At 70.3% G+C, this 23,932-nt stretch carries 23 protein-coding genes; 10 read left to right on the top strand and 13 right to left on the bottom strand.

Translation table 11 applies throughout. The annotated features are described in order from the left end of the window. The first annotated feature begins 49 nt into the window (after window positions 1–49). Window positions 50–1,015 (top strand): GNAT family N-acetyltransferase, encoded by a 966-nt coding sequence (locus EIZ45_RS40545; RefSeq protein ID WP_134669583.1) that lies wholly within the window; start codon window positions 50–52, stop codon window positions 1,013–1,015. 306 nt (window positions 1,016–1,321) lie between these two features. Here EIZ45_RS40545 and EIZ45_RS40540 read toward each other — a convergent pair whose 3' ends face one another. After that, window positions 1,322–1,678, bottom strand: a complete 357-nt coding sequence (locus EIZ45_RS40540) for a VOC family protein (RefSeq protein ID WP_043834320.1) — start codon at window positions 1,676–1,678, stop codon at window positions 1,322–1,324. A gap of 124 nt (window positions 1,679–1,802) precedes the next feature. Here EIZ45_RS40540 and EIZ45_RS40535 point away from each other — a divergent pair, with 124 nt between their 5' ends. Further along, a complete protein-coding gene (locus EIZ45_RS40535; protein WP_134669581.1) occupies window positions 1,803–3,551 on the top strand; it encodes a proline--tRNA ligase in 1,749 nt (582 codons plus the stop codon). A gap of 5 nt (window positions 3,552–3,556) precedes the next feature. Next, on the top strand, window positions 3,557–4,534 hold the full coding sequence (locus EIZ45_RS40530) for a hypothetical protein (RefSeq protein WP_134669579.1): 978 nt from the start codon (window positions 3,557–3,559) through the stop codon (window positions 4,532–4,534). Here the strand turns inward: EIZ45_RS40530 and EIZ45_RS40525 are convergent. The 8 genes from EIZ45_RS40525 to EIZ45_RS40490 all read right to left on the bottom strand — a co-directional run bounded on the left by EIZ45_RS40525 (window position 4,474) and on the right by EIZ45_RS40490 (window position 13,053). Continuing rightward, window positions 4,474–6,645 carry a bifunctional lysylphosphatidylglycerol flippase/synthetase MprF gene (locus EIZ45_RS40525; RefSeq protein ID WP_106961370.1) on the bottom strand — a complete coding sequence of 724 codons (2,172 nt, stop codon included), beginning with the start codon at window positions 6,643–6,645 and terminating at the stop codon, window positions 4,474–4,476. The two genes, EIZ45_RS40530 and EIZ45_RS40525, sit on opposite strands and share 61 nt — an antisense overlap. A gap of 234 nt (window positions 6,646–6,879) precedes the next feature. Beyond that, complete coding sequence (locus tag EIZ45_RS40520) at window positions 6,880–7,581, bottom strand: haloacid dehalogenase-like hydrolase (protein WP_167754388.1); 702 nt, start codon at window positions 7,579–7,581, stop codon at window positions 6,880–6,882. 30 nt (window positions 7,582–7,611) lie between these two features. Further along, window positions 7,612–8,022: a YjbQ family protein gene (locus EIZ45_RS40515; protein WP_134669575.1), complete on the bottom strand. Its 411-nt coding sequence runs from the start codon at window positions 8,020–8,022 to the stop codon at window positions 7,612–7,614. 16 nt (window positions 8,023–8,038) lie between these two features. Beyond that, window positions 8,039–8,683 carry a response regulator transcription factor gene (locus tag EIZ45_RS40510; RefSeq protein WP_043834330.1) on the bottom strand — a complete coding sequence of 215 codons (645 nt, stop codon included), beginning with the start codon at window positions 8,681–8,683 and terminating at the stop codon, window positions 8,039–8,041. A 24-nt stretch (window positions 8,684–8,707) separates the two neighbouring features. Then, window positions 8,708–10,099, bottom strand: coding sequence for a sensor histidine kinase (locus EIZ45_RS47540; protein WP_134669573.1), 1,392 nt, complete (start codon window positions 10,097–10,099; stop codon window positions 8,708–8,710). A gap of 511 nt (window positions 10,100–10,610) precedes the next feature. After that, window positions 10,611–10,829: a hypothetical protein gene (locus EIZ45_RS40500; protein ID WP_037820457.1), complete on the bottom strand. Its 219-nt coding sequence runs from the start codon at window positions 10,827–10,829 to the stop codon at window positions 10,611–10,613. A gap of 8 nt (window positions 10,830–10,837) precedes the next feature. Next, complete coding sequence (locus EIZ45_RS40495; protein ID WP_037820458.1) at window positions 10,838–11,947, bottom strand: acyl-CoA desaturase; 1,110 nt, start codon at window positions 11,945–11,947, stop codon at window positions 10,838–10,840. 17 nt (window positions 11,948–11,964) lie between these two features. Further along, the gene (locus tag EIZ45_RS40490) at window positions 11,965–13,053 is read right to left on the bottom strand and encodes a ferredoxin reductase (protein WP_134669571.1); all 1,089 of its coding nucleotides are present in this window, start codon (window positions 13,051–13,053) and stop codon (window positions 11,965–11,967) included. A 92-nt stretch (window positions 13,054–13,145) separates the two neighbouring features. Between EIZ45_RS40490 and EIZ45_RS40485 the strand changes: the two genes are divergently transcribed. The 3 genes from EIZ45_RS40485 to EIZ45_RS40475 are packed head-to-tail and all read left to right on the top strand — an operon-like array spanning window position 13,146 to window position 15,004. Beyond that, a complete protein-coding gene (locus tag EIZ45_RS40485) occupies window positions 13,146–13,823 on the top strand; it encodes a TetR family transcriptional regulator (protein ID WP_037820460.1) in 678 nt (225 codons plus the stop codon). Window positions 13,824–13,828: 5 nt separating this feature from the next. Continuing rightward, window positions 13,829–14,230 (top strand): VOC family protein, encoded by a 402-nt coding sequence (locus EIZ45_RS40480; RefSeq protein WP_134669569.1) that lies wholly within the window; start codon window positions 13,829–13,831, stop codon window positions 14,228–14,230. 45 nt (window positions 14,231–14,275) lie between these two features. Then, on the top strand, window positions 14,276–15,004 hold the full coding sequence (locus tag EIZ45_RS40475; protein WP_037820464.1) for a lipoate--protein ligase family protein: 729 nt from the start codon (window positions 14,276–14,278) through the stop codon (window positions 15,002–15,004). 78 nt (window positions 15,005–15,082) lie between these two features. Here the strand turns inward: EIZ45_RS40475 and EIZ45_RS40470 are convergent, their stop codons facing one another. Beyond that, complete coding sequence (locus EIZ45_RS40470; RefSeq protein WP_134669567.1) at window positions 15,083–15,787, bottom strand: histone-like nucleoid-structuring protein Lsr2; 705 nt, start codon at window positions 15,785–15,787, stop codon at window positions 15,083–15,085. Between the two features lie 145 nt (window positions 15,788–15,932). Between EIZ45_RS40470 and EIZ45_RS40465 the strand changes: the two genes are divergently transcribed. Together EIZ45_RS40465 and EIZ45_RS40460 are read left to right on the top strand one after the other, a co-directional pair. Continuing rightward, window positions 15,933–17,327 (top strand): NAD(P)/FAD-dependent oxidoreductase, encoded by a 1,395-nt coding sequence (locus EIZ45_RS40465; protein WP_167756693.1) that lies wholly within the window; start codon window positions 15,933–15,935, stop codon window positions 17,325–17,327. 29 nt (window positions 17,328–17,356) lie between these two features. Next, window positions 17,357–17,926, top strand: coding sequence for a TetR/AcrR family transcriptional regulator (locus tag EIZ45_RS40460; RefSeq protein WP_134669565.1), 570 nt, complete (start codon window positions 17,357–17,359; stop codon window positions 17,924–17,926). A gap of 324 nt (window positions 17,927–18,250) precedes the next feature. Here EIZ45_RS40460 and EIZ45_RS47750 read toward each other — a convergent pair whose 3' ends face one another. Continuing rightward, complete coding sequence (locus EIZ45_RS47750; protein ID WP_370318238.1) at window positions 18,251–18,850, bottom strand: hypothetical protein; 600 nt, start codon at window positions 18,848–18,850, stop codon at window positions 18,251–18,253. A gap of 2,281 nt (window positions 18,851–21,131) precedes the next feature. Between EIZ45_RS47750 and EIZ45_RS40450 the strand changes: the two genes are divergently transcribed. Together EIZ45_RS40450 and EIZ45_RS40445 are read left to right on the top strand one after the other, a co-directional pair. Continuing rightward, window positions 21,132–21,635, top strand: coding sequence for a DUF3145 domain-containing protein (locus EIZ45_RS40450; RefSeq protein ID WP_093576929.1), 504 nt, complete (start codon window positions 21,132–21,134; stop codon window positions 21,633–21,635). A 23-nt stretch (window positions 21,636–21,658) separates the two neighbouring features. Further along, window positions 21,659–22,258 (top strand): hypothetical protein, encoded by a 600-nt coding sequence (locus EIZ45_RS40445; RefSeq protein ID WP_037820478.1) that lies wholly within the window; start codon window positions 21,659–21,661, stop codon window positions 22,256–22,258. A gap of 66 nt (window positions 22,259–22,324) precedes the next feature. Here the strand turns inward: EIZ45_RS40445 and EIZ45_RS40440 are convergent, their stop codons facing one another. Further along, complete coding sequence (locus EIZ45_RS40440; RefSeq protein WP_037820479.1) at window positions 22,325–23,575, bottom strand: beta-ketoacyl synthase; 1,251 nt, start codon at window positions 23,573–23,575, stop codon at window positions 22,325–22,327. Between the two features lie 51 nt (window positions 23,576–23,626). Next, window positions 23,627–23,872, bottom strand: a complete 246-nt coding sequence (locus EIZ45_RS40435) for an acyl carrier protein (protein WP_037820481.1) — start codon at window positions 23,870–23,872, stop codon at window positions 23,627–23,629. Between the last annotated feature and the right edge of the window lie 60 nt (window positions 23,873–23,932).

The following is a 23,932-nucleotide window of genomic DNA, read 5'->3' as shown; positions in this document are numbered from 1 at the left end:
CCCGGTAATCCAGGTGCGGCGGCCGTGTGCCGCTCCTTACCCTGGCCGCATGGAACTCACCTGGCGCCCGCTCGCGCTCGCCGACGTCGAGGCCGTCACCCGGCTCTGCACGGTCGCGGAGGAAACCGACCGGACCGGTGAGCATTGGGACGAGGGCGACGTGCGCCAGGAAATGTCGGGCCCGTCGGTCGACCTGCCCGGCGCGAGCATCGGAGCGTGGGACGGTTCGCGTCTCGTGAGCTACGCCCTGGTCATCCCGCGCGACGCCGCTGACCCGGTGCACCAGCCGCGCGTGGCGTCGCTGACCGACCCGGAGTACCGGACGGACGAGGTCGCTTCAGTGCTGACGGAGTGGCTCGTGCGCACGGCCCGGAGCGTCCACGCGCAGCACTTCCCGGACGCGAAGCTCGAACTCCACGCTGGCGCGCACGAGAACGAGCGTTGGTATCTCTCGCTCCTCGAACGCGGCGGGTTCAAGCAGGAACGCACCTTCGTGGAGATGCGTGCGGACCTCACCTCGCTGCCCGCCGCACCGCCGCTCCCGGACGACCTTCCGCTGGTCGCCTGCGAAGAGCGCTACGACGCCTTGGTTCTCGACGCGCGCAACGCCGCGTTCGCCGGTCACTGGGGCAGCACGTGGCTTTCGGCCGACGAGTGGAAGCACCGGTTCCGCGACAGCAAGGACTTCCAGCCGGACTTGTCGTTCCTCCTCCTTTCCCCGGAGCGTGACCGGGTGGTGGCGTTCGTGATGTCGTCGTTCTTCGAGGCGGACGCACAGGCGACCGGCATACGGGAGCTGCACGTCAACTACGTCGGGACCCTGGCGGAGGCCCGCGGGCGAGGACTGGCGTCGGCCCTGCTGGCCCACACCCTCGAAGCCGGTCGCGCGGCCGGTTTCGAGAGGTCGTCGCTGTCGGTGGACGTGGACAACACCCATCGCGCGCTCGCGGTGTACGAGCGGTGCGGGTACCGGACGGACGCGCGCGTTTACGGGTACGTTTTGCCGCTCGACTGACCGCTGGTGCGGGGCTGCGGCTGGGGCGGCGAGCGGGGAGCTGCCCGACGGCAGTTGCCCGCTGACTGAGCGGACCGGCGGCCGCCCAGGACCAGACGTGCTCGCGCGGACCCGCTGGCCCGGACGTGCCCGCCCGGACGTGCTCGCCTAGCCGCGCGCTGCTGGGCGTTCCGTCGCCCGCGCCTGGCCCAGCCGGGTGTGACGTGGGTTCAGCCGCGTTCGGTGCCGGTCGCAGTTCGCCGCCGGTCGCGTTCGGTCCAGCTGGGCCGTCGCCGTTCGCGTCCAGTGCGACCCCTCACCACATCCTCAGTGCGCCCCCTTCGCCGACACGCAGAACACGTTCCCCTCCGGATCCTCCAGCACCGTCCACTCCAGCCCGGGCACCGAATGCCCTCCCCGCTCCACCGCGCCCAGCCCCACCAGCCGCCGGACCTCGGCTTCCCGGTCGTCCGCGCCGAAGTCCACGTGGACGCGGTTCTTCCCGGCCCGCGGCTCCGGCACCCGCTGGAACCCCAGCCGAGGGCCGCCCGACGCCGGGTCCTCCAGCATCACGAACTCGCCGTAGTCCGCGGCCACCGAAACGCCCAGCGCCGCCGTCCAGAACTCCGCCAGGCGCTGCGGCTCGGCGCAGTCGACGGTGATCATGCCCATTTCCAAACCCATGCCCGCACGCTAACCGCGACCACCGACAAAAACGGCGTCCGCCGATAACCCGCATGCGTCGCGGCCAGGGGGTTGACTACTCTGTGCGAAACGTCTAAGGCCCGCTCAGCGCAGGGAGTTCCCAGTGATCACCAGGATGTCGTCGTTGTTCCTCCGCACGCTGCGCGAGGATCCGGCGGACGCCGAGGTACCCAGCCACCGGCTGCTGGTACGCGCCGGCTACGTCCGCCGGGTCGCCCCGGGTGGTTACTCGTGGCTGCCGCTCGGGCTGCGCGTGCTGCGGCGCGTCGAGGAGACCGTGCGCCAGGAGATGAACGCGATCGGCGCGCAGGAGATCCAGTTCCCCGCGCTGCTGCCCCGCGAACCCTACGAGGCCACCAACCGCTGGACCGAGTACGGCGACAACCTCTTCCGCCTCAAGGACCGCAAGGGAGCCGACTACCTCCTCGGCCCGACGCACGAGGAGTTGTTCGCGCTCACCGTGAAGGGCGAGTACAGCTCCTACAAGGACTTCCCGGTCACGCTGTACCAAATCCAGACCAAGTACCGCGACGAGGCGCGTCCCCGCGCGGGCATCCTGCGCGGCCGCGAGTTCGTCATGAAGGACTCCTACTCCTTCGACCTCGACGACGAGGGTCTCGCCAGCTCGTACCAGAAGCACCGGGACGCCTACATCAAGCTGTTCGACCGTCTCGGCCTCGAGTACGTCATCGTGGCCGCCACGTCCGGCGCGATGGGCGGTTCGGCGTCCGAGGAATTCCTGGCCGTCGCCGAGAACGGCGAGGACACCTTCGTCCGCAGCACCGAGTCGGGCTACGCGGCGAACGTCGAAGCGGTCGTCACGCCCGTGCCGCCCGCCCGTTCGCTTGAGGGGCTGCCCGAGGCGCAGGTCCACCACACGCCGAACACCCCGACCATCGAGACCCTCGTCGCGTTCTTCAACGCCGCGGGGCTCGGCCGCGAGTTCACCGCGGCGGACACGCTGAAGAACGTCCTGGTCAAGACGCGCCAGCCGGGCGCGAAGGAGTGGGAGCTGCTCGGCATCGGCGTCCCGGGCGACCGCGAGGTGGACTTCAAGCGCCTCGAAGCCGCGCTCGAACCGGCCGAGGTGGAGCTGCTCGAAGAAGCCGACTTCGCGAAGAACCCGTTCCTCGTCAAGGGCTACATCGGCCCGAAGGCGTTGCAGGAGAACGGGGTCCGCTACCTCGTCGACCCGCGCGTGGTCGAGGGCACCGCCTGGCTGACCGGCGCCGACCAGCGCGACCACCACGTGCTCGACCTGGTCGTCGGCCGCGACTTCACCCCGGACGGCACCATCGAGGCCGCCGAGGTGCGCGAGGGCGACGCGTCTCCGGACGGGCACGGCACGCTCGTCGCCGCGCGCGGCATCGAGATCGGGCACATCTTCCAGCTCGGCCGCAAGTACACCGACGCCTTCGAGGTCGACGCGCTCGGCCCGGACTCCAAGCCGGTCCGCATCACCATGGGCTCCTACGGCGTCGGCGTCTCCCGCCTGGTCGCCGTGCTCGCCGAGCAGAACCACGACGAGCAGGGTCTCGTGTGGCCGCGCGAGGTGTCGCCGTTCGACGTGCACGTGGTCATCGCGGGCAAGGACGAGACGGTGCGCGAGGGCGCGGAGAAGATCGCCGCCGAACTCGACGCCGCCGGTCTCGAAATCATCCTCGACGACCGCAAGGCCACCCCGGGCGTGAAGTTCGCCGACGCGGAGCTGGTCGGCGTCCCGACGATCCTCGTCGTCGGCCGCGGCCTCGCGAACGGGCTGGTCGAGGTCAAGGACCGGCGCACCGGCGAACGCGAGGAAATCGCCGTCGACTCGGTCGTCGACCACCTCGCGAAGCTCGTCCGCGGCTGAAGCCGGTGGGCTGGTTCGGGCGCAAACGCCGCGACGACGGCGGGTACCGGGACAACGCCGCGCTGAGCGGCTTCGGCGGGTACGAGCCGTCCGACGCGCCGAAGTTCCCGAGCGCCGGGTACGGGAAACCGGACCCGGCGCCGTCCGAACCAGCCCCGCAGCCGCGGGCCGACCCGATGCGGCAGTCCCTCACCCCGGCACAGCTCAGGCGAGGGACGCCCCGCAAGACCAATCTCCGCCTGGTCAAGGCGGTCCCGATCGTCATCCTGATCGGGGTGTTCGGCTACAACGTCTTCTCCGCCAACAGCCGCCATTCCGCCAGCACGGACGACACTCCGCGCGCCCCGTACACGTACCAGCCGGACCCCCGGGTCGTCGTGCCGCCGGTGGTCGCGGGTTGGCAGTCAGTGGCGGGCAAGGACGGCAGTTACGCGTACGACGTGCCGCCGTCCTGGGAACCGGCTCCGACCACGCTGCACGGCTGGGACCCGGTCGCCGGATCGCCCGGCATCAACCTGTCCACCAGCGCGTTCCTCGGCAAGCGCAGCTGCAAGGACGATCCGGTCGGCCAGATCGGCGGCTCGGGTTTCACTACCGAGAAGACCAGTGACGCCGCTGAAGCCGCCCGTAAGGCCGTCACCGATCTGGGCGTCAGCGCGTACACCGGCGAAGGCGCTCCGGCCGCGAAGGTGACGCCTGGTGCGCCGGAGAAAACCGAAGTCAAGATCGAGAACGAAAGCCGCGAGGGCACGCTCGTGGTTGCCGAGGTCGCTCCGAGCAACGCGCCGTGCCAGCCAAGGAGCGCGCTGGTCGGGGCGCTCGCGCTCACCGCCGGCGAAAAGTCGGCCGTGCTGGTCGCGTATTCCGAACAAGGCCCCCCGGGCTCCGCGTCCCGGGACGACCTCGTCCGGATTCTGCACAGTTACCGCGGCGTCCCGGCCGCGGACCGGTCCACGACCACGCCGCCGCCGACCACGCGCTGACGGCGCAGCGCCAGCTTCGCGAAGTCCATCAGCCCGGCGTTCGGCAGATACGCGCGGCCGAGCGCGATCCCGATCCGCGGCAGATCCGCTTCGTCGCGGTAAGCGAGGTACAGCGGCTCGTGCCGCGGCTGGAACTTCGCCTTGAACGCGTGCAGGGAACGGAATCCGTAGTACGGCTCCATCATCGAGCCCAGCGCGTCCAGCATCCGGTCGACCATCTGCCGCGGCGTGCTGTCGTTGCTGCGGACCAGCGGCGCGCCCGAGAGCGACACGAACTGCGCGCCCTCCTCGCGGAACGCCAGGCAGGCCGAGGCGATCAGGAACTCCATCACCGGCCGGAACCCGCCCGTGCGGCGGCGCATCACGTCGAGCGTCCAGCCGCCGACCTCGCCGTCGCCGGTGTGCACCGGCAGCCACGACGTCACGCCGTGCACCGTGCCGTCGGCGTCGACCGCGAGACCGACCCGGGTCGCCGGGTCCATCGCCTGGTCCACGCCGCCGAGCGTGAAGCCCATTTCCGGCAGGCCCTTGTCGCAGATCCACTCCTCGGACAGCGCGCGCACCTGGTCGCGGATCGACCACGGCTGCTCGGCCAGCCGCACCAGCCGGAACTCGATCCCGTCCTTCTTCGCGCGGTTCAGCGCGGTCCGCACGTCCTGCCAGGCCTTGCCGCGGAATTCGAGGTTTTCCAAGTCCACCAACGTGTCCTCGGCGACCTGCACGTGCTGCCAGCCCAGTTTCGCGGTCTGCGCGGCGGTTCCCGCGGTCGCCGAGAACACGCACGGCACGAGCCCGGTGTTCTCGCACATCGCGGCGAATTCCCGCAGCGTGCGGTCGCTCGTCCCGTCCGGCGCGACCGGGTCGCCGAGCGCCACCGCGACGCCGGCGTGCCGCTGGTAGGCCAGGTACGAAGCACCGTCGGAGGCGACGAAGTAGGTGTTCTGCGGCCACGTCGTCATCCACGAGATGGTGCTGCCGCCGTTGCGGCCCAGCAGAAGCCGGGCGAAGGCCGGGTCCGGACCGCCGCGGAACAGCTTGCGCCGCCTGCGCCGCGAGGGCACGCGGAACGCGCGCCGCGCGGAGATCAGCAGCACCAGTTCCACGCCCCACAAGAGATTGTCCACAATGAACAGCGGCGGGTTGCTGAGTTCGGCTTCCTGTCGGACGACCTGCGTGATCGCGACGACCCCGGCCAGCACCGCCATCTGCGACGCGGCGAGCACGCACAGCGTGATCGCGCACCGCCAGGCGAACCGCGAACCCCGGCGCAGCCCGTTGAGGATCGGCACCGCGATGAGGCACAGCGGGATGAGTTCGTTGCCGGACATCGAGATCGAGTCGGACGAGCCGAACGGTCCGTCGCCGGGCACCAGCCACATCACCACTTCGGCGACGACCAGCAGCACCAGCCCGGCCGACGCGAGCAGCCGCCATTCGCGCAGCGACGGCTTGTTGGCGTTGCGCGCGGCGGGTCCGGCGAGGCGTCGGCCCAGCGGCAGCGCGAGAACGAGTGCGAAGAAATGCACGAGATCGGCGAGCGTGCCGACATAGACGATCGCCACCCCGGCGTACACGCACAGCCCGGCTCGCAGGCGCAGCCGCCACGGCGTCCGCAGGGTCGCGCTGGTGATGGCGATCGCGGCGAGCGCACCGCCGGAGAAGCCGACGTCGAGCGTGCCGGCGATCCGGTCGGCCCAGGCCCAGCCGGAATTGCGGGAAAGCTCGAGGAACTGCACCGCCACGACCGTCGACACCAATTGCCCGCCGATGGTCACCGCCATCGCGCGCCGGGTGCCGAGGTGCCATTCGGCGAATCCGGCCATCAGCGCGAAACTGCCCGCCATCGGCAGGTAGAACCACGGGCGCAGGGCGTAGAACGGGCCGGTGAACAGCGTCCACCAGCGTCCGTGTTCGAGCGAGGGAAGGCCGTAGGCGTAATAGTGGAAAGCGTGCTGGTGCTCGGCGGCGTGCCAGAGCGAACCGGTCGCGACGCCGGTGATCAAGATGGCGAGCACCACGGTCGTCGTGAACGGAATCCGGTGCCACAGCACTGCTAGCCGCCCGCGTGCCTCTCCGGCCGTGAGGCCGGTTCCCCCCTGTGCGATCGTCATGGGGAAAGTTTGGCGCGGCGATCTTAAGCGGTCATCGGCCGTCGGACCTACTTCTCCCCCTAAGGGACTGCTACCCCAGGGGGACCCGACCCTGGTCCCAAGACTGACCCGCGGTGTGCGGCAACGCTCTCACCAGCGGAAAGGGGCTGGCGTTCGGCTAGTAAGCGGCGCCTCCGACCCGGAGTAGGGGTTGACGCCGAAAGCCGCCCGAACGAGTGATTCCGGTCGCTTGCCTCACGGCGTTCCGAGCACTGCCGCGCGGACGGCGGAAAGGTCGGCGAGATTCGGCAAAACCGCGTGCGCACCGGCTCCGGTCAGTTGTTCGGCGGAAAACCGGCCAGTAGCAACGCCGATCGCCACCGCGCCGTAATCGAGCGCGGCCTCGATGTCGTGCGGTGTGTCCCCGAGAATCACTACGGATTCGGCAGGAAATTCCGTGCCATGCTTCGTTTCCGCCGCTTTGACGGCGTGCGGGACGAGATCTGCGCGGCGGGCCGAAAGCGAACCGTAGCCGCCGATCTCCAGATCGAGATGTTCGTCGAGACCGAGCGCGGCGAGTTTGTGCAGCGAGATCTCCGGCAGGTTCCCGGTGATGAGGCTCTGCACGACGCCTTCGCGGCCGGCGAAGTCGGCGAGCACGGCCGCCGCGCCGTCGAGCGCCCGGCCTTCCTCGGGCAGCGTTTCCCTGGCGCGTTCGACGGCCGCGATCAGCTCCCGCCACATCCGCTGGATGGTTTCCTCGTCCGGCTCGATCCCGTGCATCGCCAACACGTCGGCGGTGATCGCGCGTTCGGTCCGGCCGCCGAAGTCCGGGGGCGTGCGGAACTCCGCGCCGGTCGCGGCGGCGAGCGCGGTGCCGTACCAGCCGATGCCCAGCCCGGTGTAGTCGACGAGCGTGTGGTCGATGTCCCAGAGCACCAGCCGGTGCGTGCGAATGGCTGTCACGTCCGCGATGCTACGGCGGGCTCAGCCGGTGAGGTAGCTGAAGCGGACCCGGCGGACGGGGTTGTCGACGTTCGTGTCCACCAGGCACACCGACTGCCAGGTCCCGAGCAGCAGCACGCCGCCGAGCACCGGCACGGTCGCGTACGGCGGGAGGAACGCCGGGAGCACGTGGTCGCGGCCGTGTCCGCCGGTGCCGTGCTGGTGGCGCCAGCGGTTGTCGCGGGGGAGCAGGTCGTCGAGCGCGGCGAGGAGGTCGTCGTCGCTGCCCGCGCCGGTTTCCAGCACCGCGAGCCCGGCCGTCGCGTGCGGCACCCACACGTGCAGCAGGCCGTCGGTGGCGTCGGCGTCGCGCAGGAACTTCTCCGCTTCCCGGGTCAGGTTGTGCACGACCGCGGCGTTGCCGGTGTGCACCTCGATCTCGGTGGAGTACATCCCGTCAGCGTAGGCGTCAGGAATCGAGATAGCGGAGCACGGCGAGGACGCGCCGGTTGTGCCCGTCCGACGGCGGCAGGCCCAGCTTGCCGAAGATGCTCGTCACGTACTTTTCGACCGAGCCCGCGGACAGGAACGCCTCCGCCGCGATCGCCGAGTTCGACCGGCCCTGCGCCATCAAGCCGAGGATCTCGCGTTCGCGCGGCGTCAGCTCGGCGAGCGGACCGGCCTGGCCGGTGGTCGCGAACAGCTGGCGGACGACTTCCGGATCGAGCACCGTCTCGCCGGCGGCGACGCGTTCCAGCGCGGTGAGGAAGTCCGACACCTCGGCGACGCGGTCCTTCAGCAGATAACCGACCGCACCCGCTTCCCCGGCGAGGAGTTGCTTGGCGTAGTTGGTTTCGACGTACTGCGAGAACACCAGAATCGCGCAGCCAGGCCGTTCGGCGCGCAGATCGATCGCCGCGCGCAAGCCTTCGTCGGTGTGGGTCGGCGGCATTCGGATGTCCACAATGGACACATCGGGACGATGCTCGCGGACGGCGGTGCGGAGGTCGTCGGCGTTCTTCACCGCCGCTGCTACCTCGTGGCCGCGCAGGCCCAGTAATTCGACGAGACCCTGGCGCAGGATGGCCGAGTCCTCCGCGATCACGATCCGCACGGTTTCCCCCTCATTTCACCGAGTTTAGCGGGGCAGCGGGAGCGTGGCGGTGACGACGGTCGGGCCGCCGGGCGGGCTCGACACGGTCAGTTCTCCGTCGGCGGGCCGGAGGCGTTCGGCGATGCCGGACAGTCCGCCGCCGGGGATGATCGCGGCGCCGCCGGAGCCGTGGTCGATTACGGTCAGGCGCAAGACGTCTTCGCGGTCTTCGACCAGGACGGTGCAGCGTCCGGCACCGTGTTTGGACGCGTTGGTCATGAGTTCGGCGGCGGCGAAGTAGACGATCGTTTCCAGCGACGGTGGCGGACGGCGGCTCAGTTCTACGGTGACTTTCGCGGAGAAATCGGCGGAACTGGCCAATGTGGACAGTGCGAGGCTCAGGCCTTTGTCCAGTGCCGCGGGGTGGATGCCGCGGGCCAGGTCGCGCAGTTCGGTGAGGGCTTGTTTGGCGTTGCTGTGCGCGGCGTCGACCAGGGTGCGGATCTGGTCGAGGTTGACCTGGTCGGTGGCCAGTTCTTCCTTTGCCAGGCCCAGTTTCATGGCCATGGCGACCAGTTGGGCTTGGGCGCCGTCGTGGAGGTCGCGTTCGATGCGGCGGAGCTGTTCCGCTGCTTCGTCCAGCGCGGTGGCGCGGGTTTCTTCGAGGAAACGGACGCGTTCGCGCAGGCCTGGGTCGGCTACCAGCAGGCGGAGGAGGAGGCGGTCCACTCCGGCGACGAGGTGCACCACGGCGGGCCAGACGGCCAGGATCAGGATGCCGGAGACGCACCAGACCAGGGAGCCGATCCAGTTGTCGCTCTGGATGTTGAAGACCGGGAGGCCGTGGCCGGGTCTGGTCTCGAGGAGCCAGGTGAAGGGGTAGGTGAACGAGGCCAGGCCGTAGAAGCCGAGGGTGCCGGTGCCCAGGAGGGCCAGGAGGGCGGTGGGGAGGCGGACCAGGAGGTAGGCGACGGAGCGCCAGGCTGTTCGGTCGGAGAGGCGGGCGGTTAGCCAGTTCCAGAGGCCTGGTTTGAGGGTGGTTCTTGGTGGGGGTGGGAGGGGGAGGTTCAGGAGTTTGGCGGCTAGGCGGCGGTGGAGGCTGCCTAGGAGATTGGCGGTTTTCAGGACTGTGGTGAGGATTAGGAGGCCTAGGAAGACTGGGGTTAGGGCTAGGCCGAGGGTTGTTCCTGCTAGGAAGATTATTACGGAGAGTAGTGGGAGTAGGCCGGTGGTGGCTATCCAGGTTGCTTCGGTCAGGGTTTGGCGGGGGGTGGCTGGCCAGAGGTGGCGGAGTTGGGCAGGGGTTGGGTGACCTGGGTGGGGTTGCTTGGTGGTGGTCACCTTGGTGAGTTTGCCCGGTTGTATGAGTGGCGGGTAGCGGGGTGGCCTGTGTGGTGGGGCGGGGGATAGCCCTACCTCGTCGCCTGGGGGCGACATTGGTTCGGGTGTGCGTGGGGCACCCCGAAGCTTGATTGTGCTGACGGTCGGTGGGTGCTTGTCAAGGCGGGAAAGATGCCTTGACAAGCCCCCACCGCCCGCAGGGGAGCTTCGTAGCGGGGTGCGGGGGAGGGCCTGGGTGCCTCGCTCGTTGGGTGCATCGGCTGCGGTTGGGTGGTGGGGGNGATTGTGCTGACGGTCGGTGGGTGCTTGTCAAGGCGGGAAAGATGCCTTGACAAGCACCCACCGACCGCAGGGGAGCTTCGTATCGGGGTGCGGGGGAGGGGCTGGGTGCCTCGCTCGTTGGGTGCATCGGCTGCGGTTGGGTGGTGGGGGTAGCGCCCCAATGTGGCATTGGGTGCATGTGACGCACCCAATGTGGCGTTCGGTGCGTGGGATGCACCCAATGCCACATTGGGGCGGCATCTCGGCGAGCGCGGGGCGAGCGGGGCGTGAGGGGAACCCTGAGGGAATCAGAGTTCCTCGGGGTTCCCCTCACGTACTTCTGGCGTCAGTCTGTGTTGGGGGGCTGGTTCAGGCGGGGGTCGTCTTCTTTTGCGCGTTGGGCTGCTTCGCGCATTTCGATCATGTCCGTGAACCAGTCGCCGGTTTCGCGGGCTATGTCGCGGACTGCTCCCGTGATGATCGTGGCGATGTTGCCGATGTGGGTGGCTGCGGACTCCGTCAGCTCCTGCACGGTGTCCTTGCCACTTTCGAATGGGCCGACCATGGGCTTCCTCAGGCTGCTCGGAGTTGCCGTTCCGGGTCCACGGTAGCGGGCGCCGCCGGTTTTCCGGGGAGGGCCAGCCGCGCGATCTTCTTCGCTACCGACCACAGCTGCTTGCGCAGGGGGCCGGTGTTGTAGGGCAGGCCGTAGCGTTCGCAGATTTCCCGCACCTCGCCCGCGATCTGCGGGTAGCGGCGGGCGGGCAGGTCCGGGAACAGGTGGTGTTCGATCTGGTGCGACAGGTTTCCCGACAGGATGTGGAACAGCGGGCCGCCGGTGATGTTCGCGGAGCCCAGGATCTGGCGCAGGTACCACTGGCCGCGCGATTCGTTCTCCGTTTCCTCCTCGGTGAAGCTCTCGACGTCCGCCGGGAAGTGGCCGCAGAAGATGATCGAGAACGCCCACAGGTTGCGGACCAGGTTGGCGCTCGCGTTGCCCAGCAGCGTCAGCGGCGCCAGCGGGCCGGTGAGCAGCGGGAACAGGACGTAATCCTTGCCGATCTGGCGCGAGGCCTTGCGGACGATCCGGCGCAGCACCGGCACGTTCTCCGCCCAGGTTCGCTCGCCCTTCACGACCCGCTCGACCTCCAGGTCGTGCAGCATCACGCCCCACTGGAACAGCAGCGCGAGCAGCGTCGCGTACACCGGGTTGCCCAGGTAGTACGGATGCCACTTCTGCGCCGGGTCCATCCGGAGGATTCCGTAGCCGACGTCGCGGTCCTTGTCGACGATGTTCGTGTACGTGTGGTGGATGTAGTTGTGCGAATGCCGCCAGTTCTCCGCCGGCGCGACGGTGTCCCATTCGAAGCGCTGCGAGCTCAGCTCCGGGATGCGCGTCCAGTCGTACTGGCCGTGCATCACGTTGTGGCCGATCTCCATGTTGTCCAGGATTTTCGCCGCCGACAGCGCCGCGACGCCGGCCAGCCACGCGGGCGGCAGGAAGCCGGCGAACAGCAGGCCGCGGCCGGTCACCTCCAGTGCGCGCTGGGTTTTGATGATCTTGCGGATGTATTCGAGGTCTTCCTCGCCGAGGTCGTCGACGATCCGCTGGCGCAGCGCGTCGAGTTCCCGGCCGAATTCCTCGACCTGTTCGGGGGTCAGGCGGTCCTGCAGACCGGTCATGATGCTTCCTCCGGTGGTCAGGCGTCGATTTCGACGTCCCCGACGGGGACGCTGACGCAGAGCTGGATTTCTTCGTTCTCCTCGCCGGAGACCTCGCCGGTGCGGGCGTTGCGGACGCGGCCGGCGGTTTTGAGCTGCGTGCAGGAGAAGCAAATGCCCATCCGGCACCCGTGTTCCGGCGTCAGGCCCGCGTCCTCGGCCTGTTCGAGCAGCGGCTTGCCGGAGTTGTCGCACTCCCGGCCGCTGCGGGCGAAGCGCACTCGTCCTTCGGCGGCCTCCGCGGCGAAGGTCAGCGGCGCTGCCGTGAACTCTTCGGTGTGCAGTTGTGCACTCAACCCTTCGTTTTCGAAGAGTTCACGCGCGGCGGCCATCAGCGGAGCCGGGCCGCAGAGGAACGTCTCGGCCTCGCGGAACCACGGTGCGGCCTTCTCCAGGTGCTTGACGGAGAACAGGCCGTGCAGGTCGCCGCCGCTGCGGGCGTGGGTGTGCGCGTGGACCACGCGGAACGCCGGGTGCCGGGCGGCGAGTTCGGCCAGTTCCGCCCGGTAGAGCGCGTCCGCGGGGGTGTTCGAGTAGTGCAGGAACACGATCTCGCCGGGATGGTCCTCGGCGACGAGCGTCCGGGCCATCGCGAGCACCGGCGTGATCCCGCTGCCGCCGCTCATCAGCACGATCCGGTCCGGCCGCGGCGACGGCAGGGTGAACTCGCCGTCCGCCGGCGAAAGCCCGACCACCGCGCCGACGGCGGTGTCCTGCAGATGCCGCGAAACCAGGCCCTTCGGGTCGGCTTTCACGGTGAACTCCAGGTCGCCCGTGCCCTGCGCGCCGCACGGCGAGTAGCAGCGGGTCCGGCGCACGCCGTCGATCTCCACCTGCATCCGCACGTACTGGCCGGCGCGGAAGCCCTGCCACGCCCGGCTTGGGCGCACCGTGAAGGTGACGGTGTCCGGCGTCTGATGCCGCACGGCGGTGACGCGGCCGCGGATCTCGCGCCGCACCAGCATCGGGTCGACCAGTTCGAGGTACCGGTCCGCGCCGTGCGGGGTGAGCAGCGCCTCGGCGAGCGAGACGAGTTCGCGCACGCGGCGCGGGAGCAGTGCGGTCATCACCCCTCCAGAAGTTGAGTGCACAGTCGTACACTGACTAGTGTGGGGGCAAGGCCCCGGGACCTGTCAACGCGGAAGCGAGGTGATGTGACGTGGGCCATGCGGCGATCGCCAGTACGCTGCTCGACGTGTCCGCAGCCGAGGAGCCGGCCGGCCCGGTGAGCCGGCAGGAGCGCAAACAGCGCACCCGTCAGGCGCTGCTCGACGCGGCGCTCGACCTGCTCGCCGACCGGAGTTTCGCCAGCCTTTCGCTGCGCGAGGTCGCGAAGGGCGCGGGCATCGTGCCGACGGCGTTCTACCGGCATTTCTCGTCGATGGAGGAGCTGGGCGTCGCGCTGGTCGAGGAGACCACGCGCACGCTGCGCGGCCTGCTTCGCGGCGCGCGCACCGAGCAGAGCGGCTATGGCGGAATGATCCGGGCTTCGGTGCACACGCTGCACCGGCACGTCCGTGAGCACGAGGACCACTTCCGGTTCGTCACGCGCGAGCGTTACGCCGGTGCCGGCGCGGTGTCCCGGGCGATCGCGGTCGAGATGCGGATGTTCTCCAGCGACCTCGCTCTGGACCTGGCGCGCTTCGATCCGCTGCGCACCTGGCCCACCGAGGACCTGCACCTGCTCGCCGACCTCATCGTCACCGCGATGCTCGGCACGGTCGCCGAACTGCTGGAAATCCGTCCCGGCGACACCGCCGCCGACGAGCGCACGTTGGCCGCGGCGGAAAAACGGCTCCGGATGATCCTGCTCGGGGTGCCGCACTGGCAGCCTTAGCGCCCGTGGCCTTCCTGCACCTGACCGCGATCATCGTCGACGACTACGACGAGGCGATCGCCTTCTTCACCCGCGCGCTCGGCTTCGACCTGGTCGAGGACTCGCCGTCGCTCACCAACGACGGCCGCCCCAAGCGGTGGGTGGTCGTCCGCCCGCCCGGCGGCGAAACCGGCATCATGCTCGCTCAGGCCGACGGGGACCGGCAGTCCCGCGCGGTCGGCGACCAGCACGCCGGTCGCGTCGGGTTTTTCCTGCGGGTAGACGACTTCTCGGCCAGTTACGCGCGGATGCGGGACGCCGGGGTCGAGTTCCTCGGCGAACCGCGGACCGAGCCGTACGGCCAGGTCGTCGTGTTCCGCGACGTCGCGGGCAACCGCTGGGACCTGCTCGGACCGGCCGCTTCCTGAGCCTGTTCTACGATCCCGGGGTCCAGCAGATCGTGGAGGAATGCTATGCCGAGCGGGTCGGAAGTCCGAGCCGAATTCACCGACCCAGTGCTCAACCTGGCGTTCGACGAGGCGCTGCTGCGCGAGGGGCCGACCGCGCCGGTGGTGTGGCTGTGGCGCAACCCGGTGTGCGTCGTCGTCGGCCGCGGCCAGCGAATCGCCCGCGAAGTCCGCGTGGACGAATGTGCCCGGGACGGCGTTCCCGTGCTGCGGCGGGCCAGCGGCGGCGGCACGGTGTTCCACGACCCGGGCAATCTCAACGTGACGCTCGTGTTGCCCGGCCCTGCGCCGCGTCCGCTGGAGATGCTCGGCCTGGTGATGTCCGCCGCGGTGGAGAAACTCGGTCTGCCGGCCAGGATCGGCGACCGCGGGATCTTCGTCGGCGACGCGAAACTGTGCGGGTTCGCGGTGTTCCGGACCAAAGACGTGCTGCTGGCGCATTCGACGCTGCTGGTCGACACCGACGCCGCGCGCGTCGGCGCTTACCTCACCGGTCCGCCGCCGGACCCGAAGCCGCTGGATTCGCACCGGAGCAAGGTCGCGTCCCTGCTTGACCACGGCGTGCGGCTGCCGCTGGCGGAAGTGGAAGACACCGTCCGCGCGGCCGCGGCGGGACTGCTCGGCCCGCTCCCGCCGCGCGAACCGACGGCGGGGGAGTTGGAGCGGCAGCGGGCATTGCTGTGGAGCCGCTACGAATACCCGGACTGGCACGCCGAGGGACGCCAGCGTTCGTAATCGCCTTGCCCTGGCTGAAAGTGCGTGAGGGGAACCCTCAGGGAATCTGATTCCCTGAGGGTTCCCCTCACGGACGGATCAGGTTGCGGAGGAGGAGAACAGCACCTGCGGCACCGCGCTGGCCGCACGGCGGCGCGGCTTGGCCGTTGCCGGAGCGGCGGTCTTCGCCGGGGCGGTCTTCGCGGGTGCGGAGACCTTGGCGGTGGCGGTCTTCGCGGGTGCCGGTGCCTTGGCGGACGCAGTCTTTGCAGCTGCGGGGGCCTTGGCAGCCGAAGTCTTGGCAGGTGCCTTGGCCGTCGCGGTCTTCGCCGTCGTCGCGGCGGGAGCCTTGACCGCGGCGGTCTTCGCCGACTTGGTCGCCGCGGCGCTCGTCGACTTCGCGGTGGTCTTGGCGGCGGCCTTCGTCGGCTTGGCGGCGGTCTTGCGCGCGGTCCCGGTCGCGCCACCCGTTCGGGCAGTCTTCGCCGCGGTCTTCGCGGTAGCGGCGGCAGCGGTCTTCTTGCCAGCAACGGCTTTCCCGCCCTTGCCCGCCGCGGCGGCCTTCTCCGCCACCGGCTTCGCCTCGGCCTTCTTCGCCCCGGCGACGAGCCGCGGCCGCAGCTTCCGCCCGCCCGTCCGGCGGCCTGCCTTGGCGTACCGCTCCAGCAGCCGCCGGAGCGCGGCCGCGTTGCGGGCGCCGAGGTCGATGTCGTACTCGATGCCGTCCAGCGCGAACGCGACGGTCTCGGCCGCGCGTCCTCCGGTCAGGTCGTCCTGAGTGCGGACAGCAGTGTTCCTCGCCATGGGAGCCTCCCGTGCTCGATCGTGGTCGTGCGTGCAACCGGCACGGCGACGACCCGGATTTCGCGGTGCCGCCGGTTTCTTGCAGCTCTCGTACGAGAATACCGGCAGGCTTGCGCGAACCTGCGCGGTGGTGTGCGCTGGGGCAATGGCAGCAGAGACTTTCGACGTGGTGGTCATCGGGGCGGGTCCGGTCGGGGAAGTGGCCGCCGAACGGGCCGCCAAGGGCGGGCTGAAGGTGGCCCTGGTCGAACACGAACGGTTCGGCGGGGAGTGTTCGTACTGGGCGTGCATCCCGAGCAAGGCGTTGCTGCGCCCGGGAAACCTGCTCGCCGCGGCCAAGCGGATGCCCGGGGTGCCGATCGGCGACGCGCTCGACGCGGGCAAGGTGCTCGCCCGCCGCGACTGGTTCACCGGCAAGGGCGACGACTCCGGCCAGGTCGAATGGGCGCGCGGCGCGGGCATCGAACCCGTGCGCGGGTACGGCCGGATCAGCGGCGAACGCGAGGTCACGCTTGACGACGGCCGCGTTTTCGCCGCCCGGCACGCGGTGATCGTGTGCACCGGCAGCGTCCCGCGCACGCCGCGGATTCCGGGTCTGGACACCATCAAGCCGTGGGGTTCGCGGGAAGCGACGTCGGCGACCGAGGTGCCCGGACGGCTCGGCGTGCTCGGCGGCGGCGTGGTCGGCGTCGAGATGGCGCAGGCGTGGGCCCGGCTCGGCGCGCAGGTCGACCTCGTGATCACCGGCGAGCGCCCGCTGCCCCGGCTGCCGGAGTTCGCCGGAGACCTGGTCCTGGACGGATTGCGCGAGGCGGGCGTCCGCGTGCACGCGAACTCGGGCCTGAGCGAAGTGTCCAGTGTGGACGGTGGAACCCGGCTGAAGCTCTCCGACGGCGGGGAGATCGTCGTGGACGAACTCCTGGTCGCCACCGGCCGCGCGCCCGCGACCAGCACAATCGGGCTGGACGTCCTCGGTTTGCCCACCGACGGCCCGCTCCAGGTGGACGAAAGCGGCCGAGTGTCCGCTGTGGAGGGTGGCTGGCTGTACGGCGCGGGCGACGTCACCGGCCGCGCTTTGCTGACCCACCAGGGAAAATACGCCGCGCGCGTCGTCGGGGACTCGGTCGCCGCCCGCGCCCGCGGCGAGGAGATCTCGACCGAACCGTGGAGCCGCTACAGCGCGACCGCCGACCATCACGCGGTGCCGCAAGTGGTGTTCACCGACCCGGAGGTGACGTCAGTCGGCCTGACTGAGGCGCGCGAAGGATCCGCGGACCGGGTAGTGGACATCGACATCGCGGTCGCCGGTTCGTCCTTGCACGCCGACGGGTACCAGGGCAAAGCGCGCATGGTCGTCGACACCGAACGCGGTGTCGTGCTGGGTGTCACGTTCGTCGGGCAGGACGTGGCGGAACTGCTGCACTCGGCGACCATCGCGGTCGTCGGCGAGGTGCCGCTGGACCGGTTGTGGCACGCGGTCCCCGCGTTCCCGACGATCAGCGAGGTGTGGCTGCGGCTGCTGGAGGCTTACGGGCTCTGAATGTCGGTGCGGTCCGGTAGCGTCGGGGCATGACCAGTGCCCCCGTTCCCGGCCGGCGTGAACGCAAAAAGGCGGCGACCCGCCAGGCGCTGGCCGACGCTGCCCTGCGGATGTTCCTGGAGCGGGGCTACGACCAGGTGACCGTGCGCGAGATCGCCGATGCCGCCGACGTGTCCACCACCACGCTGATGAAGCACTTCCCGACGAAGGAAGCGCTCGTGTTCGACCGGGAGCCCGAGGTGGACGAGGCGCTGGTCTCGGCTGTCCGCGACCGGCCGGAGGGCACGTCGGTGCTGGAGGCGCTCCGCGCGCACATCCACGTGCGGGCGACCTCCGGCATCCGCGCGGAAGCCGAACCACTGCTGCGGCTGGTGCGGGAGACGCCCGCGCTTTCCGAGTACTGGCACAAGATGTGGATGGGGCACGAGCACACGCTGAGCCGCGTGATCGCCGCGGAAACCGGTGCGTCGGAGGACGACCCGCGGTGCGCGGTGCTGGCTCATTTCGCACTGGAGACGGCCTCGCTGGCCGACCGCTCGGACGACCCGCCGCGGGTCGTCGACGTGGCGTTCGACCTGCTGGAGAACGGGTGGCAGTGAGCCGTTCGCTCGGCGCTGCGGTGGCGGGCGGTTGGTGAGTTGTTCGCGCGGTGCTGTGGTGGCGGTTGGTTGGTGAGCTGTTGGCTCGGTGGTGTGGTGGCGGTTGGTTGGTGAGCTGTTAGCTCGGTGCTGCAGCGGAGATCGGTTGTTGCGTCGTTCGCGCGGTGCCGCCGTGGTGGTCGATTGCTGAGTCGTTCGCCGGGTGCGGCGGCGCCGTCCGGTTGCTGCGCCGTTCACCGGGTGCCGCGGCGGCGGGCGATTGCTGGGGCGTTCCCTCAGGCCAGAAGTGGTGAACTGAACCCGGTCGGCCGCTGAGCCGTTCCCTCAGGACGGCAGCTGCAAGTCGAGCGCGCCTTTCGCCGCGCGGGCGAGACCGGGATCGTCCGCAGTGGACGGTCCGGGCTGCCAGACCGCCTGCACGATCCGGACGCCCTTCCCGTCGATCTTGCTGGCGTAGGCGGCACCGTCGAACTGCGGCGGTCCCGAAGGCCACTTGCCGGTTTCCGTGGCGACGTCCAGGATCCCGCCGCCGCCAGGGTTGTCGGCGATCTGCTTGAGATGATCGGCCTGCCCGGCATCGGAAAACTCGACTACCGCGACGGTCACCGCGGCCGGCCGCCCGTCCACGAGCGCCGTGTAGCTCGCCCGGCGGACCGCGGAGCAGCTGGTTTGCTGGAGGCTCGCCTGGACGTCCCCGAACGCGTGAGAGGCGCACTTCTGGTCGGCGCTGCTCGCACGGGGTTCGAAGGTGAGAGTCGGGGCCGGCGGGGCGCTCGACTGGCCGCTGCTAGGCACCGGACTCGGAACACTGCTCGGCGGCGCACTGCTGACGGGCGCGGCGGCGGTGTCGTCACCGCCGCTGGTCGCCACGACGATCGCCGACACCACCAGGACGACCAGCAAGACGATCGCCGCGATCGGCACCCACTTGACGGTCCGGGAGCCCGGTTTCCCAGGTCCGGCAGGGGAGTTCGGCCCAGCCGGGGAGTTCGGCCCGGCTCCGGCACCGGTTCCCGCGGCGGTTGTCGCTGCTCCTGCCCCGGTGCCGGTCCCCGCGGAGGTTGCCGCAGCTCCCGCCCCGGCCACGGTTCCCGCGGGGGTTGTCGCTGCTCCTGCCCCGGCCGCCCCGGCACGGTTTCCCGCGGGAGTTGTCGCAGCGCCCGCCCCGGTTGCCCCAGCGCCGGTTCCTGGCGTGGCGGTTGCGGCTGAGCTTGCCCCAGTACCGGGTCCGGCCATGACGGTTGCCTCAGGTCCTGCCCCTGCTGTCCCGGTGCCGGTTCCTGGCGTGGCGGTCGCGCGTGTTCCGGCAGCGGAGGGTGCACCTGCTCCAGCTCGGGCTGCCCCAGGCGCAGGTCCTGCCGCAGCGGTTGTTCCGGTTCCGGGACTGACTGCCTTCGATCCGGTACCGGGGCTGGCGGCCGAGCTTGCGGAGGGAGCCGGTCGCGGGGGTTGGGGCGGACTGCTCGGCACGACTGGCGGAACGGCACCGCGCGGACGTCCGGCAGGCTGCGGCTTCGCCGGGGACGGCATCTTCTCGGTCGGCGCCTCAGGCGGGTCCGCGGACTCGGTAGGCGCTTCGGAAAGCGACTCCAGTTCGATCGACGGAATCTCCGGACGAGGCGGCCGTACCGCGATGATCTTCGGCCTCGGCACCGGCGGAGTGACGGACTTCGGTGCGGCGGAAGGGTTGCTGGGGGAAGCAGCAGCCTTCGGCGTCGCGGTGCCTGCGGATCCCGACGTCGGGGCACCGGGGAAGACGGGAAGCCCTCGGACATCACCGGCACCGGCTGGAGTTTGCGGCCTCGCAGTGCCGCCGGGGACGGCCTCCGCGGTGGATGGAGCGGTACCGGGAGCGACAGCGTTCGATCCGGCAGCACCGGAAGGTGTGGTACCGGGAGCGAGAGCGTTCGATCCGGCAGCACCGGAAGGTGTTGTGCCGGGAGCGACGGTGTTCGATCCAGCGGCACTGGACGGGGTTGCGCCGGACCCGACAGCAACGGCCCGAGCCGAGTCTGGAGCGGAGTTTCCCGGGCCTGGCGAGCCGGAACCGGCGACGGCCCCAGCAGGATCGGGCTTGGCGGCGGTTCCAGCAGGGCCGGATGTCGCCGCGGTGGCCGCAGCAGCTCCGAGCCCTGCGGCCGCAGTCCCAGCGGATACCCCCGTTCCGACTGCGGAACCGGGGTTCGCGGCGGCAGTGCCATTGCTCGCCGGGCCAGTGTTGACTGCGCTCGCGGCAGGAGCCGAACCAGCCGAACCAGCGCCAGCCACCCCGGCAGCCGCAGCACCAGAACCAGCCGAACCCGCAGGAGACCGGGGCCCAGGAGGAACCGGAACGTCGTCCGCGAACCGGACGAAACCTTCCCCGCGCAGGACCTCGTCCGAAAGCTCCGGCGCGTCCGGCGCCAGCGCCGCGATCAACGCGCGGGCCTGGTCCACTGATCGCGGATGCCGTGCCGTGGCGAGGGAGACCGTCGCTGCCAGCATGGTCGTCGGCGTCGGGTGCAGGACGCGGACCGGGCCCGCGAGGTCGCCGGGGGGCTGGTCGACCGTCTCGACGTACGGGCCGACCGCCACGATCGTGCCGACCGGGCCTCCGCCTAGTTCCGCGATGCGGCGCTCGCATTCCTGGGACAGGTCGAGAGCTTCGGTGGCGGGGTTGACGTCGTCGCCGTGGACCAGGGGCCAGCCGTCCGCTTTCCACGGGCCGCTCAGCGGGGCTTCGAGGCGCAGGGCCGGGTCGGGCAGGTCGACGCCGATCACGACGAGCACGCCCGCGGGCAGCACCACGACCGCCTCGACCGGACGGTCTCCGGTCGGGCGGGCGCCGACGAGCGCTACGCCGCCGATCACCGTGCTCCCCCGGCCGAGGGAGGCCAGTGCGGCCCGCACGTCTTCCGCGACGCGCGAGGGCTGCTGCCCGAGACGGACCAGTCGCACCGAAATTCTCCTGTCGAATCCGCAGCGTTTCCGGTGCACCACGCTAGCGTGCCGGGCCGCCGGAACCGTGCTTCGCGCCCTCGCGTCGGCGTGGCTCACCACAATGGGTCGTCCGCTGCGACTTGTGGTGTTCATGTGGCCAAACGGCACGGTTGGGGTGCAGAATGTGCTACACAGGTCGGGAACTGCCGTGGAGGCTACGCAACCTGCGCAGGGTTCGAGAGGTCGTAGGGGAAGACGTCCCTCGTCGAACAAGCGGAGGTCAGCAGTGAGCACCCGTGGCAGCACCCGAGGCGTGGTGTACGTCCACTCGTCGCCGTCTGCGGTATGTCCGCACGTCGAGTGGGCGATTTCGGGCACCCTTGGTGCCCGTGTCGAGCTGAAGTGGACGGCCCAGCCGGCCAGTCCGGGACAGCTCCGGGCCGAATGCAGCTGGAGCGCGCCCGCAGGAACCGCGGGCAAACTCGCCGGCGCGCTCAAGGCGTGGCCGATGGTGCGCTTCGAAATCACCGAGGAACCCAGCGCGGGCGTCGACGGCGAGCGGTTCTGCTTCGCGCCCGGACTCGGGCTCTGGCACGGCCGCACCAGCGCCAACGGCGACATCGTCGTGGGCGAGGACCAGCTGCGCGCGCTCGTCAGCATGACCCGCGGCGGCGAAACCCTCGCGCACAAGCTCGACGAACTCCTCGCCGCGGCCTGGGACGAGGCGCTCGAGCCGTACCGGCACGCGGGCGACGGCGCCCCGGTCACCTGGCTGCACCAGGTCGGGTGAGCGGGGGCGGTACCCTCACCCGGGTGAGCGTTCACCCGGCCCCGCCTTCCCGCCAGCGGTGGTTGATCCCCGTGCTCGTGGTGGTGCTGTCCATCACCGTCGCCGGGGGTCTGCTCGCCCGCGAGCTGTACCGCCGCCCCGATTCCCCGCGTGCGGCCGACGGCGAAGCCATGGCTCCGTCCGCCACCACCAGCGGCGGTGCGGCCGACAAGTCCGGCGCGGTCGAGGTCGGGGCCACCCCGGACGCCGAGAACCACCCGCAGGACGACGCCGTCCGCACGGTGCTGAAGTCCTATTTCACCGCGGTGAACCAGAAGGACTACGAAGCCTGGGCGGAGACGGTCAGCGACGCTCGCCGCAGCAAGATGCCGGAGTACGACTTCCACCGGAGCTTCCAGTCCACTAAGGACGTCGACGTCATGCTGTACCGCATCGAACCGGGCGCGCAGGGAACGCTGCGGGCGCTGGTCGGGTTCACCAGCACCCAGTCGCTCAACGAGGCCCCGGTCGACTTCCAGGAGAAGTGCATCCACTGGCGGCTGGTGCTGCCGCTGAAGTTCGAGCACGGCTCGTACCGGATCGACACCGTCGACGGCACCGCCACCGAACACGACAAGTGCTGAGAACCCGGTGAAACGCTGAAGGGCCCCGCGGAAGATTTCCGCGGGGCCTTTCAGCGTGAAAAGGACTCAGTTCGCCGGCGTGAACAGCAGCGCGGTGTTGTGCCCGCCGAAACCGAACGAGTTGGACAGCGCCGCGGCGAGTTCGACCTTGCGGTTCTCCCCGGCCACGACGTCGAGCTGCACCTTCGGGTCCAGTTCGGTGAGGTTCAGCGTCGCGGGAACGACGCCCTCGTACAGCGCGAGAATCGTCGCGATGCCCTCGACCGCGCCCGCCCCGCCGACGAGGTGGCCGAGCGCGCCCTTCGGAGCGGTGACCACCGGGTGCTCGCCGATCGCCGACCGGATCGCGGCCGCCTCGCCGATGTCGCCGACCACAGTGGACGTCGCGTGCGCGTTCACGTGGCCGACGTCCGAAGGGGACAGTCCGGCCATCGTCATCGCCGCGCGCATCGCCGCGATCTGCCCGATGCCCTCCGGGTGGTTGCCCGTGATGTGGTAGGCGTCGGACGTCAGGCCGTAGCCGGCCAGCTTCGCGTAGATCCGAGCGCCGCGGGCCTTCGCGCGGTCGGCCCGCTCGAGCACGACGACGCCGGAGCCCTCGCCGAGCACGAAGCCGTCGCGGCTCACGTCGAACGGACGCGACGCCGCGGCCGGGTCGTCGTTGCGCGTCGACACCGTGCGCGCCTGGGCGAACCCGGCGACGGTGATCGGGTGGATGCACGCCTCGGAACCGCCCGCGACCACCACGTCGGCCCGTCCGGACCGGATCATCTCGAAACCGTTCGCGATGCCCTCGGCCCCGGACGCGCACGCCGACGCGGGCGAGTGCACCCCGGCCCGCGCCTTCAGGTCGATGCCCACGTGCGCGGCAGGCCCGTTCGGCATCAGCATCGGCACGGTCAGCGGCGACACCTTGCGAAGACCCTGCTGGTGCAACAGATCGTTCTGGGTCAGCAGGGTCACCGGCCCGCCGACCCCGGTGCCGATCGAGACGCCGAGGCGTTCCGGTTCGACGTCGGCGTGCTCGTCGGTCTGCTCGGCGAACCCGGCGTCGGCCCAGGCCTGACGGGCGGCGATGATCGCCACCTGCTCGCACCGGTCGAGCCGGCGGGCCTGCACGCGGGGCAGGATGTCGGTCGGCTCGACGGCGAGCTGCGCCGCGATCCGCACCGGCAGGTCCAGCTCCGCCGCCCAGTCCGCCTCGATCGTGCGGATCCCGCTGCGGCCGGCCAGCAGACCGTCCCAGGTGGACGCGACGTCCCCGCCGAGCGGCGTGGTCGCGCCCATTCCGGTGATCACGACGTCGATGTTGCTCATGGGTGTCTCCCCAAGGTCGGCTCCGGACCGGGGCCCGGGTACGAAGAGGACTTACTTCGAGTTGGCGGACACGTAGTTCACCGCGTCGCCGACGGTCTTCAGGTTGGCCAGCTCGTCGTCCGGGATCTTGACGCCGAACTTGTCCTCGGCCTGCACGGCGATCTCGACCATCGACAGCGAGTCGATGTCCAGGTCGTCCACGAACGACTTCTCGGCGGTGACGTCGTCCTGAGCCACGCCGGCGACCTCTTCGACGATCTCGGCGAGGCCGGCGAGAATCTCAGTGTTGTCAGCCATCGGTGTTGTTCCCTTCTCGGTTCTTCTGGAGGTCCGCTCGCGGGCACGGCGCCCGCGGGG

It is taken from the genome of Amycolatopsis sp. CFH S0740 (assembly GCF_004522315.1).
Taxonomy (GTDB): domain Bacteria; phylum Actinomycetota; class Actinomycetes; order Mycobacteriales; family Pseudonocardiaceae; genus Amycolatopsis; species Amycolatopsis nivea.
This window is presented reverse-complemented; position numbering and strand designations above follow the sequence as displayed.